This window comes from Pseudogemmobacter hezensis (genome assembly GCF_013155295.1).
Taxonomy (GTDB): domain Bacteria; phylum Pseudomonadota; class Alphaproteobacteria; order Rhodobacterales; family Rhodobacteraceae; genus Pseudogemmobacter; species Pseudogemmobacter hezensis.
Map to the genome: position 1 here is coordinate 262,725 of NZ_JABJXT010000003.1, position 17,039 is coordinate 279,763.

General features: G+C 63.6%; 14 protein-coding genes and 1 riboswitch. Of the genes, 13 read left to right on the forward strand and 1 reads right to left on the reverse strand.

Annotated features, from left to right (window positions below):
- Nucleotides 1–154 precede the first annotated feature (154 nt).
- The 4 genes from htpX to HOY34_RS05180 all read left to right on the forward strand — a co-directional run bounded on the left by htpX (nucleotide 155) and on the right by HOY34_RS05180 (nucleotide 3,113).
- Nucleotides 155–1,135, forward strand: coding sequence for a zinc metalloprotease HtpX (htpX, locus tag HOY34_RS05165; protein ID WP_172360701.1), 981 nt, complete (start codon nucleotides 155–157; stop codon nucleotides 1,133–1,135).
- Between the two features lie 107 nt (nucleotides 1,136–1,242).
- On the forward strand, nucleotides 1,243–2,274 hold the full coding sequence (gene ruvB, locus HOY34_RS05170; protein ID WP_172360485.1) for a Holliday junction branch migration DNA helicase RuvB: 1,032 nt from the start codon (nucleotides 1,243–1,245) through the stop codon (nucleotides 2,272–2,274).
- Nucleotides 2,275–2,370: 96 nt separating this feature from the next.
- Nucleotides 2,371–2,556, forward strand: a complete 186-nt coding sequence (locus HOY34_RS05175) for a zinc-finger domain-containing protein (protein WP_172360487.1) — start codon at nucleotides 2,371–2,373, stop codon at nucleotides 2,554–2,556.
- A gap of 125 nt (nucleotides 2,557–2,681) precedes the next feature.
- Nucleotides 2,682–3,113, forward strand: a complete 432-nt coding sequence (locus HOY34_RS05180) for a hypothetical protein (protein WP_172360489.1) — start codon at nucleotides 2,682–2,684, stop codon at nucleotides 3,111–3,113.
- Nucleotides 3,114–3,145: 32 nt separating this feature from the next.
- On the opposite strand, the gene polA is transcribed toward HOY34_RS05180, so the two are convergent.
- Nucleotides 3,146–5,959, reverse strand: coding sequence for a DNA polymerase I (polA, locus tag HOY34_RS05185; protein WP_172360491.1), 2,814 nt, complete (start codon nucleotides 5,957–5,959; stop codon nucleotides 3,146–3,148).
- 245 nt (nucleotides 5,960–6,204) lie between these two features.
- On the opposite strand from polA, the gene HOY34_RS05190 reads away from it, so the two are divergent.
- From HOY34_RS05190 to HOY34_RS05230, 9 genes are all read left to right on the forward strand, one after another.
- Nucleotides 6,205–6,615: a metallopeptidase family protein gene (locus HOY34_RS05190; protein ID WP_172360493.1), complete on the forward strand. Its 411-nt coding sequence runs from the start codon at nucleotides 6,205–6,207 to the stop codon at nucleotides 6,613–6,615.
- Between the two features lie 237 nt (nucleotides 6,616–6,852).
- Nucleotides 6,853–7,791 (forward strand): MBL fold metallo-hydrolase, encoded by a 939-nt coding sequence (locus tag HOY34_RS05195; RefSeq protein WP_172360495.1) that lies wholly within the window; start codon nucleotides 6,853–6,855, stop codon nucleotides 7,789–7,791.
- A 174-nt stretch (nucleotides 7,792–7,965) separates the two neighbouring features.
- Nucleotides 7,966–9,297 (forward strand): glutamate--tRNA ligase, encoded by a 1,332-nt coding sequence (gltX, locus tag HOY34_RS05200; RefSeq protein ID WP_172360497.1) that lies wholly within the window; start codon nucleotides 7,966–7,968, stop codon nucleotides 9,295–9,297.
- Between the two features lie 194 nt (nucleotides 9,298–9,491).
- Nucleotides 9,492–10,889 (forward strand): MATE family efflux transporter, encoded by a 1,398-nt coding sequence (locus HOY34_RS05205; RefSeq protein WP_172360499.1) that lies wholly within the window; start codon nucleotides 9,492–9,494, stop codon nucleotides 10,887–10,889.
- A gap of 105 nt (nucleotides 10,890–10,994) precedes the next feature.
- Nucleotides 10,995–11,099, forward strand: a riboswitch (glycine riboswitch).
- Between the two features lie 173 nt (nucleotides 11,100–11,272).
- Nucleotides 11,273–12,394: a glycine cleavage system aminomethyltransferase GcvT gene (gcvT, locus tag HOY34_RS05210; RefSeq protein WP_172360501.1), complete on the forward strand. Its 1,122-nt coding sequence runs from the start codon at nucleotides 11,273–11,275 to the stop codon at nucleotides 12,392–12,394.
- A 19-nt stretch (nucleotides 12,395–12,413) separates the two neighbouring features.
- Nucleotides 12,414–12,773 (forward strand): glycine cleavage system protein GcvH, encoded by a 360-nt coding sequence (gene gcvH / locus HOY34_RS05215; protein WP_172360503.1) that lies wholly within the window; start codon nucleotides 12,414–12,416, stop codon nucleotides 12,771–12,773.
- A gap of 176 nt (nucleotides 12,774–12,949) precedes the next feature.
- Nucleotides 12,950–15,790, forward strand: coding sequence for an aminomethyl-transferring glycine dehydrogenase (gene gcvP / locus HOY34_RS05220; RefSeq protein ID WP_172360505.1), 2,841 nt, complete (start codon nucleotides 12,950–12,952; stop codon nucleotides 15,788–15,790).
- A 220-nt stretch (nucleotides 15,791–16,010) separates the two neighbouring features.
- On the forward strand, nucleotides 16,011–16,715 hold the full coding sequence (locus tag HOY34_RS05225) for an AzlC family ABC transporter permease (RefSeq protein WP_172360507.1): 705 nt from the start codon (nucleotides 16,011–16,013) through the stop codon (nucleotides 16,713–16,715).
- Entirely contained in the window at nucleotides 16,712–17,035 is a 324-nt protein-coding gene (locus HOY34_RS05230) for an AzlD domain-containing protein (protein WP_172360509.1), read from the forward strand. The genes HOY34_RS05225 and HOY34_RS05230 overlap by 4 nt, the downstream gene beginning before the upstream one ends.
- Nucleotides 17,036–17,039 lie beyond the last annotated feature (4 nt).

A 17,039-nucleotide genomic window follows, 5' to 3' on the forward strand; every position in this document is an offset into this window, starting at 1 on the left:
GATTCCGGGCGGTTGATTTTGGGCAGCTGAGTCCTGGCAGAGGATCGGCAGTTGATCGGGGGCTGATCCTGGCCGGGGATCTTGTCTCGGGCGTCAGGCTCTCCATATGTCAAAGACGGGCGTTTCGCGCCGCAATCAGGGAGACGGGCTGACGATGGGAAATATGCGCACATTTGTTCTGATGGCGGTGCTGACGGCGCTGTTCATGGGGATTGGCGCTCTGATCGGCGGCAGCGGCGGGGCGATTATCGCGCTGCTGGTGGCGGGGGGGATGAACCTCTGGACCTTCTGGAACTCGGATAAGGCGGTGCTGAGGATGACGGGGGCGCGGGCGGTGGATGAGCGCTCGGCCCCGGATCTGGTCAATATGGTCAATCAGCTGGCCGATCGCGCCGGGATGCCGCGCCCGAAGGTCTATATAATGGAGACCGATCAGCCCAATGCCTTTGCCACCGGGCGCAACCCCGAAAACGCCGCCGTGGCCGCGACGACGGGCCTGATGGCGGCGCTGTCACGCGAAGAGATCGCGGCGGTGATGGCGCATGAACTGGCCCATATCAAAAACCGCGACACGCTGACGATGACGGTCACCGCGACCTTTGCCGGCGCGATTGCGATGCTGGCGAATTTTGCGATGTTCTTTGGCAGCTCGGACCGCGAGCGTCCGGGCGGCATGCTGGGCACCCTTGCGCTGATGATCCTTGCACCAATGGCGGCGGGGATCGTGCAGATGGCGATTTCGCGCAGTCGTGAATATGAGGCCGATAAGCTGGGGGCAGAGATCTGCGGCCGTCCGGAATGGCTGGCCTCGGCCCTGCGCCGGATCGAGGGGCTGGCACGCGGGCGGATGAATGAACCTGCCGAGAAAGACCCGGCGCTGGCGCATATGTTCATCATCAATCCGCTGAACGGGCGCGGCGCGGATAACCTGTTTTCAACCCACCCCTCGACCGAAAACCGGATTGCCGCCCTGATGAAACTGCGCCCCGGCGCGGCTTTCACCGAATCACGCGCCCCTCGGGATGCTGCCCCGCGCGGGCAAGAGGGCGGCCTCAGCCCCAGCAGCCTGCCGAAAACCGGGCGCAGGAATGGCGCATCGGGCCGGCCCGGCGTTAACCAGGATCCCTGGGGCTGATCCTTGTGATCTTTCCTGGCGATGCCAATCGGCATCGCCCTGAGATGGTGGATCTGCGCGGGTAACGCGGCTTGCAAATGGCGCGCTGTTCGGGGATTGTTCCGGCCATGACCCAGCCCGATCCGAATTTGCGCCCCGACCGCCTGCCCGAAGACAGTGACCGTGCCCTGCGCCCGCAGGTGCTTGAGGAATTTGTCGGCCAGGCCGAGGCCCGCGCCAATCTGCGTGTCTTTATCGAAAGCGCGAAAATGCGCGGCGAGGCGATGGATCACACGCTGTTCCACGGCCCGCCGGGCCTGGGCAAGACCACCCTGGCGCAGATCATGGCACGCGAGCTGGGGGTGGGTTTTCGCATGACCTCGGGCCCGGTGCTGGCGCGGCCTGGTGATCTGGCGGCGATTCTGACCAATCTTGAACCCCGCGACGTGCTGTTCATCGATGAGATCCACCGCCTTTCCCCGGTCGTCGAAGAGGTGCTTTACCCCGCGATGGAGGATTTCGCGCTGGATCTGGTGATCGGCGAGGGGCCCGCCGCCCGCACGGTGCGCATTGATCTGCAGCCCTTCACGCTGGTCGGCGCAACCACCCGGCTGGGCCTTTTGACCACGCCGCTGCGCGACCGCTTCGGCATTCCGACCCGGCTGCAATTCTACACTGAGGATGAGCTTTTCCTGATCGTCTCGCGCGGGGCGCGGCTTTTGGGCGTCGAGGCCGATGAGCCTGGCTGCCGCGAGATTGCCCGCCGCGCCCGTGGCACTCCGCGTATCGCCGGGCGGCTGTTGCGCCGGGTGGTCGATTTCGCCCTGGTCGAGGCGGGCGGGCGCATCACACGTGAGCTGGCCGACCGGGCGCTGACCCGGCTGGGGGTCGACAATATCGGCCTTGATGGTGCGGACCGGCGCTATCTGACGCTTTTGGCGGAAAATTATGGCGGCGGCCCGGTGGGCGTCGAAACCATCGCCGCCGCTTTGTCAGAGCCGCGCGACGCGCTGGAAGAGGTGATCGAGCCCTATCTTTTGCAGCAGGGCCTGATCCAGCGCACCCCGCGCGGCCGGATGCTGGCGGCCAAAGCCTGGCGTCACCTGGGCCTTGATGCACCGCGCCCGCCCCAGGGGCAGGCCGATCTCTTCCCGGGCTGAGGCTGCCTTGATCATCGCCCCCACTTGTGAGCGGCGCAGGCCTGGGTAATATGGGGCCAAGCCAGCCTGCCACCCGCCTGCCAAAGGAATATCGCAATGTCGTTGCCTCCTCCGGACACCAAAATCGTCACCACCTGGAAAGTGGCCTGCGACGGCGGCGAGGGTGCGCTTGGTCATCCGCGCGTCTGGCTTGCGATCCCGCATGACACGGGTTTCGTCGAATGCGGCTATTGCGACCGCCGCTTTGAGATCGACCGCGCCCATGCGCATGACGATCACTGACAGCCGCAATCGCAGTCACATCTGACCCTGGGCTGATGATTTCCTGACTGGTCACCCGGTCAGGGGCTGTGCCATTGTTGCGCCGTCGCCCGGTCGGGCGGACGTAAGCGCGAAATGGACCCCCGATGCCCCGTCTTATCAAAAGCCGCCTGAACGCAATCCTGCCCCTGATCCTTGCCAGCGTCGCAAGCCCGGCTTTGGCCGATGAAAAGCTGTGCCTGACCGGCGATTTTGACGCCTTTCTGGCCCGGTTCAGCCATGAGATCATCTTCCAGGAGGGCGCAACCGCCGATCCGCTGGTCGTCGATGTGATCGACCCGACCGCCGAGGCCGAGCCCTATTACACCCGCAGCACAGAGCCGCTTTCCGAGGTGCTCTGGCCGGTGATGCCTAACACCTCGCGGCTGGAAGGCCAGGGCCTGGAGATGCAGATCTCTGATCATGAGGGCGGCAAGGCCGTGGTTCTGCGCGGCACCGACAATGGCGAGCGCACCACCTGGTATTTCAAAGAGACGCCCTGCTGGACGCTGGTCGGGATCTTCGACGAATCGATGTAAGGCGCGGAACGAAGGCGCAACAGGGCCCGGGCTTAATGCGCCTCGGCCCAGTTGCGGCCCCGGCCTGCCTCGACCTCAAGACGTACATCGAGGCGCACCGCCGGATCAGAGGCGGTCTCCATCACCTCTTTGGCGATGGCGGTCAGGCGGTCGGCCTGATCCTCGGCCACCTCGAACAGCAGTTCGTCATGCACCTGCAACAGCATCCGTGCGTCGATGCCCTGGATGGCGGCGGGCATACGGATCATCGCGCGGCGGATCACATCGGCGGCTGTGCCCTGGATCGGCGCGTTGATCGCGGCGCGTTTGGCAAAGCCTGCGCCGGGGCCTTTGGCATTGATCTGCGGCGTGTTGATCTTGCGGCCAAACAGCGTCTGCACAAATTCATGCTTTTTCGCAAATTCGATCGTCTGATCCATATAGGCGCGGATGCCGGGGAAACGCTCGAAATAGCGGTCGATAAAGCCCTGGGCCTCGGCGCGGGGGATGCGCAGATTGCGCGCCAGGCCAAAGCCGGAAATGCCGTAGATCACCCCGAAGTTGATCGCCTTGGCCTGGCGGCGGATCATCGGATCCATCCCCTCCAGCGGCACGCCGAACATCTCCGAGGCGGTCATCGCATGGATGTCATGGCCGTCGCGGAAGGCCTGCTTCAGCGCCGGGATATCGGCGATATGGGCAAGGATGCGCAGCTCGATCTGACTATAGTCCAGCGAGACCAGCACCCGGCCTTCAGGGGCGACAAAGGCCTCGCGGATGCGGCGGCCCTCTTCGGTGCGCACGGGGATGTTTTGCAGATTCGGATCGGTCGAGGCCAGGCGGCCGGTATTCGCCCCCGCGATGGAATATGAGGTGTGAACGCGCCCCGTTTCGGGGTTGATCGCCTGCTGCAGCGCATCGGTATAGGTCGATTTCAGCTTTGCAATCTGACGCCAGTCAAGGATCTTTGCCGCCAGCTTCGCGCCTTGCGGATGGCTGTCCTCCATCGTGGTGATGTCTTCGAGGATATCGGCGCCGGTGCCATAGGCCCCGGTCTTGCCCTTTTCACCGCCCGGCACCTGCATGCGGTCAAAGAGCACCTCGCCCAGCTGTTTGGGCGAGCCGGGGTTGAATTTTTCCCCGGCGATTTCAACGATCTCATCCTCATATTGCGCCAGCTTCTGCGCAAAAGCGTTCGACATCCGCGAAAGCGTGTCACGGTCGACCTTAACGCCTGCCATCTCCATTTCGGCCAGCACGCTGACCAGCGGCCGCTCAAGCGTTTCATAGACGGTGGTGACTTTTTCGCGGTGCAGGCGCGGTTTGAACGCATGCCAGAGGCGCAGCGTCACATCGGCATCTTCCGCCGCATAGGCCGAGGCCGCCGCGATATCGACCTTGTCAAAGGTCACCTGCGATTTGCCCGCCCCGATCAGATCCTTGATCGGCTTGGTGTGGTGGCCGAGGTATTTCTCAGACAGCTCATCCATGCCGTGATTGTTCAGCCCCGCGAACATCGCATAGCTCATCAGCATGGTGTCGTCGAAAGGGCTGATGCGAATGCCGGCGCGTGCGAAGATCTTCCAGTCATATTTGATATTCTGGCCGATTTTCAGGATCGCAGGGTTTTCCAGCACGGGTTTCAGCTTTGCCAGAACCTGAGCCATGTCCAGCTGGCCCTGGACCCGCGTGGCCGCGCCGAAGAGGTCATCGCCCCCCGTCACATGGCCCAGCGGAATATAGGCGGCCTTGCCCAGATCGACCGAAAGCGAGATGCCCACCAGATCGGCCTGCATCTCATCCAGCGAGGTGGTCTCGGTATCGACCGCGACATGGCCGATCTCTTCGATCCGCGCGATCCAGGCATCCAGCACCGCATGATCGGTGATGGTGACATATTGCGAGGCGTCAATCGCGGGATGCTCAACCTCAGCCACCTGCGCGGCGGCGGCGGGCTTTGCGGCCTCGATCACCGGCACCTCGACCTTCAGCTTTTCGGCCACCCGGCGCGAAAGGCCGCGGAACTCCATCTGCGTCAGGAAGGAAAGCAGCTTTTCGGGGTCGGGCTTTGTGACCTCCAGCTGGTCCAGGCTGACCTCCATCGGCACCTGATCATCCAGCGAGACCAGCTGCCGCGAGGTCAGGATCTGGGCGCGGTTCTCGATCAGCGTCTCGCGGCGCTTGGGCTGTTTGATCTCGCCCGCGCGGTCCAGCAGTTCCTCAAGCGAGCCATATTCGTTGATCAGCAAAGCCGCCGTTTTCAGCCCGATCCCCGGCGCGCCCGGCACGTTGTCGACCGAATCCCCGGCCAGCGCCTGAACATCAACCACCCGGTCCGGGCCGACGCCGAATTTCTCAAACACCTCATCGGGGCCGATCTGACGGTTCTTCATCGGTTCCAGAATATCGACGCCAGGGCGCACCAGCTGCATCAGATCCTTGTCGGATGAGATGATCGTCGCCGATCCGCCCGCCTCAACCGCCTGACGGGCCAGCGTTGCGATAATGTCATCGGCCTCATAGCCCGGCACCTCGATACAGGCGACGCTGAAGGCCCGCGTCGCCTCGCGCGTCAGGGGGAACTGCGGGCGCAGATCCTCGGGCGGTGGCGGGCGGTTTGCCTTGTATTCCGGGTAGATATCATTGCGGAAGGTCTTGGCTGAATGGTCAAAAATCACCGCAATATGGGTGGCCGCGCCAGAGCTGCGCTCTTTGGTGATCTCGCCCCAGAGGATATTGGAAAAGCCCTGAACCGCGCCGACGGGGGTGCCGTCGGATTTCGTCAGCGGCGGCAAAGCATGATAGGCGCGGAAGATATAGGCCGAACCGTCGATCAGATGCAGGTGATGGCCTTTGCCGAAACTCATATCATGCTCCTGTCTGACCGGGGTCATTTGCTGGCGGCCAGTAATGGCAGAGTGCGACGCCCTGGTCCAGACGGGGGTCCAGACGGGGGGCAGACGCGGGGTCCAGACGCGGGGGCCAGCAGTCGGGGATCCAGCAGTCGGGGGGCAGCAGTCGGGCCCAGCAGCCGTGGCCCAGCTGCGGCCAGCGCTTGCACCTCGGGGGCAGGGGCCTTCCCCGAGCCCCCCGGCGCGGCTATGCTGCCCCTATGACAAATCCCACGCCCGACAGTATCGCCCCCTCGCTTGAGCTGATCGAAAGCCTCGCCCGCGAGGCCATCGCCACCCTGCCTGAACCCTGGCGCACCCCCGCGACCCATGTCGTGCTGCGGGTCGAGGACTTCCCGCCCGACGAAATGCTTGAGGCGATGGATCTTCACGACCCGTTCGAGCTGACCGGCCTTTATGAGGGCATCCCGCTCACCGAAAAATCAACCGCCGATCAGGTGATGCACCCCGATCTGGTCTGGCTGTTCCGCCGCCCGATCCTTGATGAATGGGCCGAGCGCGGCAATGTCTCGATTGAGGAACTGGTCAGCCATGTGGTCATTCACGAGCTGGCGCATCACTTCGGCTGGACGGATGAGGAAATCGCAGGCGTCGATCGCTGGTGGGAATAGCGCCGCCGCCTGTTCCCTGCGCGATCAGCCACCCTCCAGGAGATTTACCGCCAGGTATTATTTTCCTGACAGCACTGTGATGTGCGGCTGTAACATCAGCTGGTTAAGAGTGGTCACATAATCGGCGACACCAGCGCAGGCCCCCATCCCGGGGCAGCCCTCGCTGCAGCATAAGGCCCGCCCGCCAGGCCCTGCCAAAGCCGCCGCAAGAAACGACATGCCCAGAGGATTCGCGCAATGACCGGACTGACCCGCCGCCACGCTCTTTTCGCCGCCGCAACCGCCCCCCTTGCTCTGACAGGTCTTGGCCTCACACAGCCCGCCGCCGCCCAATCCGCGCTGCAGGGCCCGGGTGGCGGGCTCTTCCGCCGCTTCCGTCACGGCGCGTTTGAGATCACCACTTTGCTGGCAGGCACCGGCGAGAACGCCAATCCCAAAGGCACATTCGGCCTCAATGTCAGTGATGAGGATTTCGCGGCCTCTTCCCATGCGGCCTTTATCCCGGCAGATCGCGCGGTGAATTTCTTCACCCCCACCCTGGTCAATACCGGCAAGGAACTGGTCCTTTTCGACACCGGCCTCGCAGCCGAGGGCATTCTGGCCGCCCTGGGCCAGGCGGGGATCTCGCCGCAGCAGATCGATGTCGTGGTGCTTACCCATATGCATGCCGATCATATCGGCGGGCTGACCACCTCGGATGGCGCCACCCCGGTTTTCCCCCGCGCCCGCTATGTCACCTCACAGATCGAATATGATTACTGGGCAGGCCAGGAAAATGAGGGCTTTGACAAGAAAGTCCGCCCCCTGCGCGAGCTGACCAAATTCGTAACCGATGGCGGCGAGGCAGCCCCCGGCATCACCGCGCTGGCCGCCTATGGCCATACCCCCGGCCATCTTGCCTGGATGGTTGAAAGCGAAGGCAAGCTCCTTGTGCTGACCGCCGACACCGCCAATCACTATGTCTGGTCGCTGGAAAACCCCGACTGGGAGGTCCGCTTCGACCTCGACAAAGCCGAGGCCGCCGCCACCCGCAAGCGCATCTTCGGCATGATCGCCGCTGATCGCCTGCCCTTCATCGGCTATCACATGCCCTTCCCGGCCCTCGGCTATGCCGAGCCGAAAGGCGCAGGCTTTCGCTTCATCCCCCACAGCTACCAACTCGCCTTCGAGCAATGATGAAAACCGCCCCGGCCCCTTTCATCTGTCGCTAAATATCCCGGGGGTAAGCCCGGCACGGGCGAGGGGGCTGGCCCCCTCCCTTCTTTCCCTGCGTAAAACTGGACAAAACCGGGCACCTGTGACAGAGGAAGGGCTTCGCAGGCCCCTCCCGTCCTGTCCCAAGGATCCGATATGTCGACACCTGTCATCACCCGCTTCGCCCCGTCGCCCACCGGCTATATCCATGTCGGCAATCTGCGCACCGCGCTGATGAATTACCTGATCGCCCGCAAGGCAGGCGGCACCTTCATCCTGCGCCTTGACGATACCGACCAGGAGCGCTCGAAACAGGAATATATCGACGGGCTGAAACAGGATCTCGACTGGCTCGGCCTGCATTGGGACCGGATCGAACGTCAGTCCGCCCGCTATGACCGCTATCACGAGGCGGCTGAAAAGCTGCGCGGCAATGGCCGTTTCTATGAATGTTTCGAGACCCCGACAGAGCTGGATCTGAAACGCAAGAAACAGCTGAACATGGGCCGCCCCCCGGTCTATGACCGCGCTTCTCTCTCCCTGACCGAGGAAGAGAAGGCCGCCGCCCGCGCCGAGGGCAAGGCCGGCTACTGGCGCTTCCTGCTGAATCAGAACCGCATCGAATGGCATGACGGCATCATCGGTGACATTTCCATCGACGCGGCCTCTGTGTCGGATCCGGTGCTGATCCGCGCCGATGGTCAGGTGCTTTATACCTTTGCCTCCTCGGTGGATGACGTGGAAATGGGCGTGACCCATATCGTGCGCGGCGCCGACCATGTCACCAATACCGCGACGCAGATCCAGATCATGGAAGCGCTTGGCGGCACGCCGCCCTCGTTTGCGCACCACTCGCTGCTTTCCGGCCCCAAAGGCGAGGAACTCTCGAAACGTCTCGGCGCGCTCAGCCTGCGCGACCTCAGGGCGCAGGGCGTCGAGCCGATGGCGCTTTTGTCGCTGATGGCGCGGCTTGGCTCGTCAAAACCGGTCGAGCTGGCCTCTTCCATCGACGAGTTGGCCGAGGGTTTCGACATCGAAAGTTTTGGCGCGGCACCCACCAAATTCGACCCCGAGGATCTCTTCCCGCTGACCCGCGCCCATGTTCAGGCCCTGCCGCTGGCGAAAGTCCAGCCGCAGATCGACGCGCTCGGCGTCCCTGCCGCCGAAGCCGAGGCTTTCTGGGCGGTGGCCAAGCAAAACATCACCGTGCTTGCCGATCTTGCGGGCTGGTGGAAGCTGTTCTCCGAAGGCGCCGAGCCGGTGATCGACGAGGCCGACCGCGATTTCGTGCGTGAGGCTTTCGCGCTTTTGCCTGCCCAGCCCTGGACGAAAGAGACCTGGGGCCAATGGACCGCTGCCGTCAAGGCCGCCACCGGGCGCAAGGGCAAAGACCTCTTCATGCCGCTGCGCAAGGCGCTGACGGGCCAGGCGCATGGGCCTGACATGTCGGATGTGCTGCCGCTTCTGAAGCGCGTGCCCCAGCTCTGAGACCCTTTGATCTCTGTGCATCCTGATCCGCGCCCCCATAAAGGGCGCGGATTTTTCCATTTCGGCCCCGATGTGGCGTTAACCGGAATTTAGTCCGGCGAATCTTATCCTGATCACCAGAACGGGCCAGACATGCGGCCTGAATGGCGCTAAAAGGGGGGCGGTTTTACGTGAATATGCGTTTGGGGTAAGGGATGGCCACGGCCAAATTCGTTCAGGGTAATCTCTTTCGCCATATCATGGTGATGTCGCTGACATCCTCGGTCGGGTTGATGGCGGTTTTCGTCGTCGATCTGATCAATATGGCCTATATCTCCTGGCTGGGCCGGTCAGAGCTGGCGGCGGCCATCGGCTATGCGGGCTCGGTCCTGTTTTTCACCACCTCGCTGGGGATCGGGCTTTCGATTGCGGTCTCGGCGCTGGTCAGCCGGGCGATTGGCCAGGGAAACCGGGCGCTGGCGCGGGAAAAAGCGACGACAGGCATGATGCTGGGCCTGATCTTCGGCATTCCTTTTGCGGGCCTTGTGTGGCTGTTCCTGGCGCCGATGGTGCGGCTTTTGGGCGCCGAGGGCGAGACTTTGGCGCTGGCGGTGCACTTCCTGCAGATCGTGACCATCGGCCAGCCCTTGTTGATGCTGGGCATGATCGGCACGGCGATCCTGCGCGCCCATGGCGATGCCAGGGCTGCGATGATGGCCACGGTCTGGGGCGCGGTGGTGACGGCGCTGCTGGATCCGGTGCTGATCTTCGCGCTTGGCCTTGATCTGACGGGGGCTGCGCTGACCGGAATCGTCAGCCGGGCGGTGATCCTTTTCATGGCGATCCGGCCGATCATCACCCGCCACGGCGGCTTTGACCGCCCGACGCTGGCGGGCGTTTTGCGCGACATGGGGCCGGTCTGGGCGCTTGGCATCCCGGCGATCCTGACCCAGGTGGCAACCCCGGTGGGCCAGGCCTTTGTAACCCGCACCGCCTCGGCCTATGGCGAGGCGGCGGTGGCGGGCATGGCGATTGCCGGGCGTCTGACCCCGGTTGCCTTTGGGGTGATCTTTGCGCTGGCAGGGGCCATCGGGCCGATCATCGGGCAAAACCTTGGGGCGGGGCGGATGGACCGGGTGGCGCGGGCCTTTCGGGACGCTCTGATCTTTACCGCCCTGGTGATCGCGCTGGTCTCTGGCCTGCTTTACCTGCTGCGCGCACCGATCGCCGATCTCTTCAATGCGACCGGGCTGACCCGCGAGATTGTCTATCTCTTCTGTGGGCCGCTGGCTTTGTTGTGGTTTTTCAACGGGGTGATTTTCGCGGGCAATGCGGTTTGCAACAACCTGGGCCGGCCCTTTTGGTCAACGGTGGTGAATTGGGGGCGGCAGACGCTGGGCACCATTCCCTTTGCGATCTGGTTCGGCCAGCAATGGGGGGCCCAGGGCGTGCTGGTCGGCCAGGCGGTCGGCGGCATCGGATTCGCGCTGCTGGCGGTGATCTTTGCCCGTATGGCGATCCGCAATCCGAATGTGGTGCCAGGCCGCCACGATCCCGTGCCCGTCAGCCAGCCCGAGATTGAGCCCGCCGCCCCCGGCGAACGCCGCGCCTGAAGGGCAAGCGCTGCCATATTGCGCGCCATCAAGTCGTTTCACCGCGCATTACCGTCGCATACGGAATTTCTCTTGCGCTTGGCCGGGCGGCTTTGCTAGTCAGAAAGGGCAGGATCGGGAGAATCCGGGCAGCCCTTTGCGGGGTGGGTCCGGTGCCGAAGGAGCAACCGCCCCGGTAAACTCTCAGGCGCAAGGGACCGTTTCTGCACAGGAAGACTCTGGAGAGTGGCGCATGAGGCGCCCGCCGAAGGGATAACGATCTCAGGCGCCCATAAGCCTTTTGACAAGGTGACGGGCAAGGACAGAGGGGGCACCGGGCGGCAGGGGAACTGCCGTGGGCGGTGCCGGATATTTTCGGCCGGAAAATTGTGAGGAGAGGCGGTTTGACCGACCTTTTTCGCTTGCCATTGCATGAGCTGCATCTGCAGCTTGGCGGCAAAATGGTGCCTTTCGCAGGCTATGAAATGCCGGTGCAATATCCTGCCGGGGTGATGGCGGAACATCTGCATGTGCGCAGTCAGGCCGGGCTGTTCGATGTCAGCCATATGGGCCAGGTGGTGCTGCGCCCGAAGGGCACGATGGAAAGCCTTGGCCTCGCGCTTGAGGCGCTGATGCCGGTCGATGTGCTGGGCCTGAAAGAGGGCCGTCAGCGCTATGGGCTGTTCACCAGCGAGACGGGTGGCATCCTTGATGATCTGATGTTTGCCAATCGCGGCACCGATTACCTGCTGGTGGTGAATGCGGCCCGCAAGGCGCATGATTTCGCCCATCTTGCCGCGCATCTTGCCGATGTGGCCGAGCTGGACATTCAGGAGAGCCGGGCGCTTCTGGCGCTGCAGGGCCCTCAGGCCGAGGCTGCGCTGGCGGTGCTGGTGCCGGATGTGACGGCGATGCGCTTTATGGATGTGGCGCAGGTCGACACGGTGTTTGGCGAGCTGTGGCTGTCGCGCTCGGGTTATACGGGCGAGGATGGCTTCGAGATTTCGGTCCCGGTTGAGGGGGCGCTGGATTTCGCGCGGGCCTTGCTGGCGCTGGAGGGTGTCGCGCCCATCGGCCTTGGGGCGCGTGACAGCCTGCGGCTGGAGGCGGGTCTTTGCCTTTACGGCCATGACATCGACGAGACGACCAGCCCGGTCGAGGCCGATCTGACCTGGGCCATCCAGAAAGTGCGCCGTGAGGGTGGAGCGCGGGCCGGGGGCTTCCCGGGGGCTGCGCGGATCCTTTCCGAGCTGACCAATGGGCCTGAGCGTCGCCGCGTCGGCCTGCGCCCTGAGGGGCGTGCGCCCATGCGCGAGGGTGTTGCGCTTTTTGCCACCGATGGCACCGGGCTTGGGGCGATCACCTCGGGCGGCTTTGGCCCCTCGGTCGGCGCGCCGATTGCCATGGGCTATGTGGCAACGGGTTTTGCGGCTGAGGGCCAGGCGCTTGAGGCCGAGTTGCGGGGCAAAAAGCTGCCGCTGGTGGTGGCGGCAACGCCCTTCCATCCAACCAATTACAAACGTTAAGTCCCAGGGGATCAAAGAGATGAAATTCACCAAGGAACATGAATGGCTGCGCGTCGAGGGTGACCTGATCGTGGTCGGAATCACCGAACATGCCGCAGAAGCGCTTGGCGATGTGGTATTTGTCGAACTGCCCGAGGCTGGCACGCAGGTCGCGGCCGGCGATGAGGTCTCGGTGATCGAGAGCGTTAAGGCGGCCTCGGATATTCTGGCCCCGGTTGAGGGTGAGATTGTCGAGGTTAATGGGGCGTTGTCGGACAATCCGGGGCTGGTGAACGAGGATCCGCTGGGCGGGGCCTGGTTTTTCAAGCTGAAGGTCGATGACCTGGGCGTGATCGATCAGTTCATGGACGAAGATGAGTATAAGGATTTCATCGGCTGAGGCCGATGGGCCGTGACTGAGTGCTGGGATTGTGCCCGGCACCTGGCCTGACGCCGGGGGGGAAGCCCCCGGACCTGACCTAACGCCGGGGGACCAGTCCCCCGGACCCCCTGGGATATTTATGGGCAGAAAATGGGAAGGGCGTGGTGCGTTTCCCTAATGCCTGGAGGTGCGCCATGAGTTTCACTCCGACCGACTATAACCCCTATGATTTCGCCAATCGTCGCCACATCGGGCCTTCTCCGGCTGAGATGGCGGATATGTTGAAAGTGGTGGGCGCGGCCTCGCTGGAGGCTTTGATCGATGAGACGGTGCCGGCGAGTATCCGCCAGGAAAAGCCGCTGTCCTGGGCACCTTTGGCCGAGCATGAGCTGCTGGCGAAGATGAAAGAGGTGGCGGGGAAGAACCGCGTGATGACCTCGCTGATCGGGCAGGGCTATTATGGCACGGTGACGCCGCCGGCGATCCAGCGCAATATTCTGGAAAATCCGGCCTGGTATACCGCCTATACGCCCTATCAGCCCGAGATCGCGCAGGGGCGGCTTGAGGCTTTGTTGAATTACCAGACTATGGTCTGTGATCTGACCGGGCTGGATATTGCCAATGCGTCTTTGCTGGACGAGGCGACGGCGGCGGCTGAGGCCATGGCCATGGCCGAGCGTTCTGCGAAGTCTAAGGCGAAGGCATTCTTTGTGGATCGCTTCTGCCATCCGCAGACCATCGCCGTGATCCGCACCCGGGCCGAGCCTTTGGGCATTGAGATCATCGAGGGCGATGTCGGCACGCTGGAGCCGGAGAAGGTTTTTGGTGCGATCTTCCAGTATCCGGGGTCGTATGGCCATGTGACGGATTTTACCGCGAAAATCGCGCATCTGCATGAGGCGAAGGCGCTGGCGATTGTGGCGACCGATCTGCTGGCGCTTTGCATGCTGAAAGAGCCGGGCGCGATGGGGGCGGATATCGCCATTGGCTCGTCGCAGCGCTTTGGCGTGCCGATGGGCTATGGTGGGCCGCATGCGGCGTTTATGGCGTGCCGCGATGATCTGAAGCGCAATATGCCGGGGCGGATTGTGGGGGTCTCGATCGACAGCCACGGCACGCGGGCTTACCGCCTGAGCCTGCAGACGCGTGAGCAGCATATTCGTCGCGAAAAGGCGACCTCGAACGTTTGCACGGCGCAGGCGCTGCTGGCGGTGATGGCCAGCATGTATGCGGTGTTCCATGGGCCGAAAGGTCTGCGTGCGATTGCCGAGCGGGTGCATTTCCTGACCCAGCGGCTGGCGCGGGCGCTGATGGCGGCGGGGGCGAAAGTGGCGCCGAAGGCGTTTTTCGACACGATCACCGTTGAGGTCGGCGTGGGCCAGGCGGGGATCCTGGCGGCGGCGCGGGCCGAGGGGCTGAACTTCCGCAAGATCGGCAATGACCGGGTTGGAATCAGCCTGGATGAGACCACCTCGGAAGAGGTGCTTTCCCGGGTGCTGCGCGCCTTTGGGATTGAGGGTGTGCCGCCCCATCGCGGTGATCTGGGCTTCCCCGAGGCGATGCTGCGGACCAGCGAGTATCTGACGCATCCGGTTTTCCACATGAACCGGGCCGAGTCTGAGATGATGCGCTATATGCGTCGTCTGTCGGATCGGGATCTGGCGCTGGATCGGGCGATGATCCCGCTGGGATCCTGCACGATGAAGCTGAATGCGGCCGCCGAGATGATGCCGATCACCTGGCCGGAGTTTGGTAGTCTGCACCCCTTTGTGCCGCGCGACCAGGCGGCGGGTTACAGCGAGGCGATTGCCGATCTGACCGCGAAGCTTTGCGAGATCACCGGCTATGCGGCCTTTTCCATGCAGCCCAATTCCGGGGCGCAGGGGGAATATGCGGGCCTCTTGACCATCCTGGCCTATCACAAGGCGCGCGGCGATCAGCAGCGCAAGATCTGTCTGATCCCGATCTCGGCGCATGGAACCAACCCGGCCTCGGCCCAGATGGCGGGGATGGATGTTGTCGTGGTGAAATCCTCGCCGAATGGCGACGTGGATCTGGATGACTTCCGCGACAAGGCGGCAAAGGCCGGGGATCGGCTGGCGGCCTGTATGATCACCTATCCCTCGACGCATGGTGTGTTCGAAGAGACGGTGCGTGAGGTCTGCAAGATCACCCATGATCATGGCGGCCAGGTCTATATCGACGGCGCCAATATGAATGCGATGGTGGGCCTTGTGAAACCGGGTGAGATCGGCGGCGATGTCAGCCACCTGAACCTGCACAAGACCTTCGCCATTCCGCATGGTGGCGGCGGTCCAGGCATGGGGCCGATTGGCGTCGGGGCCCATCTGGCGCCCTATCTGCCCGGGCACCCCGAGGCAGGCGGCGAAGAGGGGCCGGTCTCGGCTGCCCCCTATGGATCGGCCTCGATCCTGCTGATCTCATGGGCCTATTGCCTGATGATGGGCGGGCAGGGGCTGACGCAGGCGACGCGGGTGGCGATTTTGAACGCCAATTACATCGCGGCGCGGCTGAAGGGGGCCTATGAGGTTCTTTACATGGGGAACCGGGGCCGGGTGGCGCATGAATGTATCCTGGATACGCGCCCCTTTGCCGAGCATGGCGTGACGGTGGATGATATCGCCAAGCGTCTGATCGACAATGGTTTCCATGCGCCGACCATGTCCTGGCCGGTCTCTGGCACGTTGATGGTTGAGCCGACGGAATCCGAGACCAAGGCCGAGATCGACCGTTTCATCACTGCATTGCTGGCGATCCGCGAGGAGATCCGCAGCGTTGAGGCGGGCGATATTTCGGCCGAGGACAGCCCGCTGCGCTATGCGCCGCATACGGTGCAGGATCTGGTGGCGGAATGGGACCGGAAATACACCCGCGAGCAGGGTTGCTTCCCGCCTGCGGCCTTCCGGGTCGATAAATACTGGCCGCCTGTCGGGCGGATCGACAATGTTTATGGCGACCGCAATCTGATCTGCACCTGCCCGCCGCTGGAAAGCTATCTCGACGCGGCAGAGTGATCGGCGAGGATGGCCGGACGGGTTCCTCGCCCCGGATTTGGCCTGAACCGGGGGGGGCTTTGCGTCCCGCCGTGATCTAAACCGGGGGGCTTCGCGCCCCGCCGTTACCTAAGCCGGGGGGGCTTCGCGCCCCCCGGGCCCCCCGCGGGATATTTTCAGACAGATGAAAAGGCTTGCGGGGTTTTGACATTGGGGTGGCCGCGGGGTAGCGCTGCTTATCATGAATGACAAACCTGCCTCGTTTCGCGGCGGTCTTCTGGCCGCTTTGCCCATTGTGATGGGTTATTTTCCGATTGCCTTTTCCTTTGGCGTCGCTGCGACCAGAGGGGGGCTGAGCCAGCCCGAGGCGGTGATGCTTTCGCTGGTGATCTATGCCGGGGCGTCGCAGTTTCTGGCGCTGACGCTTTTTGCCAGCGGGGCGCCGATTCTGGTGGCGGCCTTCACGCTGATTGCGATGAATGTGCGTCATGTGCTTTACGGCCCGGCGCTGATGAAAGAGGCCGGGCGTGACGGGGCGCGACGCTATGCCTGGGCCTGGGCCTGGGGGCTGACCGATGAGGTGTTCGGCCAGGCCCTGGGGGCGGTTGCGCGGGGGCAGCGGTTTTCCGAGAGCTATATGTTCGGGCTGGGGCTGGCGGCCTATGCCGCCTGGGTTTTGGGCACGGCCGTGGGGGCCTATGCGGGCGGCGGTGCGCTGGATGGCTGGCCTGCGGTCAGCGCGGGGCTGGATTTCATGCTTTCGGCCTTGTTCCTGGCGCTTTTGCTGTCGATTTTCTCGCGCCTTGCCCTGCCTGCGATCCTGGCTGCAGTGGTGGCGACGGTGATCGGCACCCTGTTCTGGTCGGGGACGGCGGGCATTCTGGCCGGGATGATCTGCGGCGCTGTTGCGGGCATGGCGGCCGGGCTTTTGAGGGGGCGCGGATGAACCCGGATCTGATTTTGATGGCGGTACTGGCCGGGCTGGCGAATTGGGGCTTTCGGGCGCTGCCCATTCTTTTGATGCGGGGTGAGGCAAAGCCTGGCGGGCTGATGGCGGGGTTTCTGGCCTCGACCGGGCCTGCGGCGATTGCGACTTTGTTTGTGGCCTCGGTTCTGCCCGGGCTTTGGCCCGAGGGGCGCAATCTGGTGCCGCTGACGGTGGGCGTGCTGATCACCGTGCTGGCGTTTTTGCCGCGCCGCTCGGTGGTGGTGGCGACGCTGGCGGGATCATGCGGCTATGGGATTGCCTTTGCCCTGACCACGTGAGGGG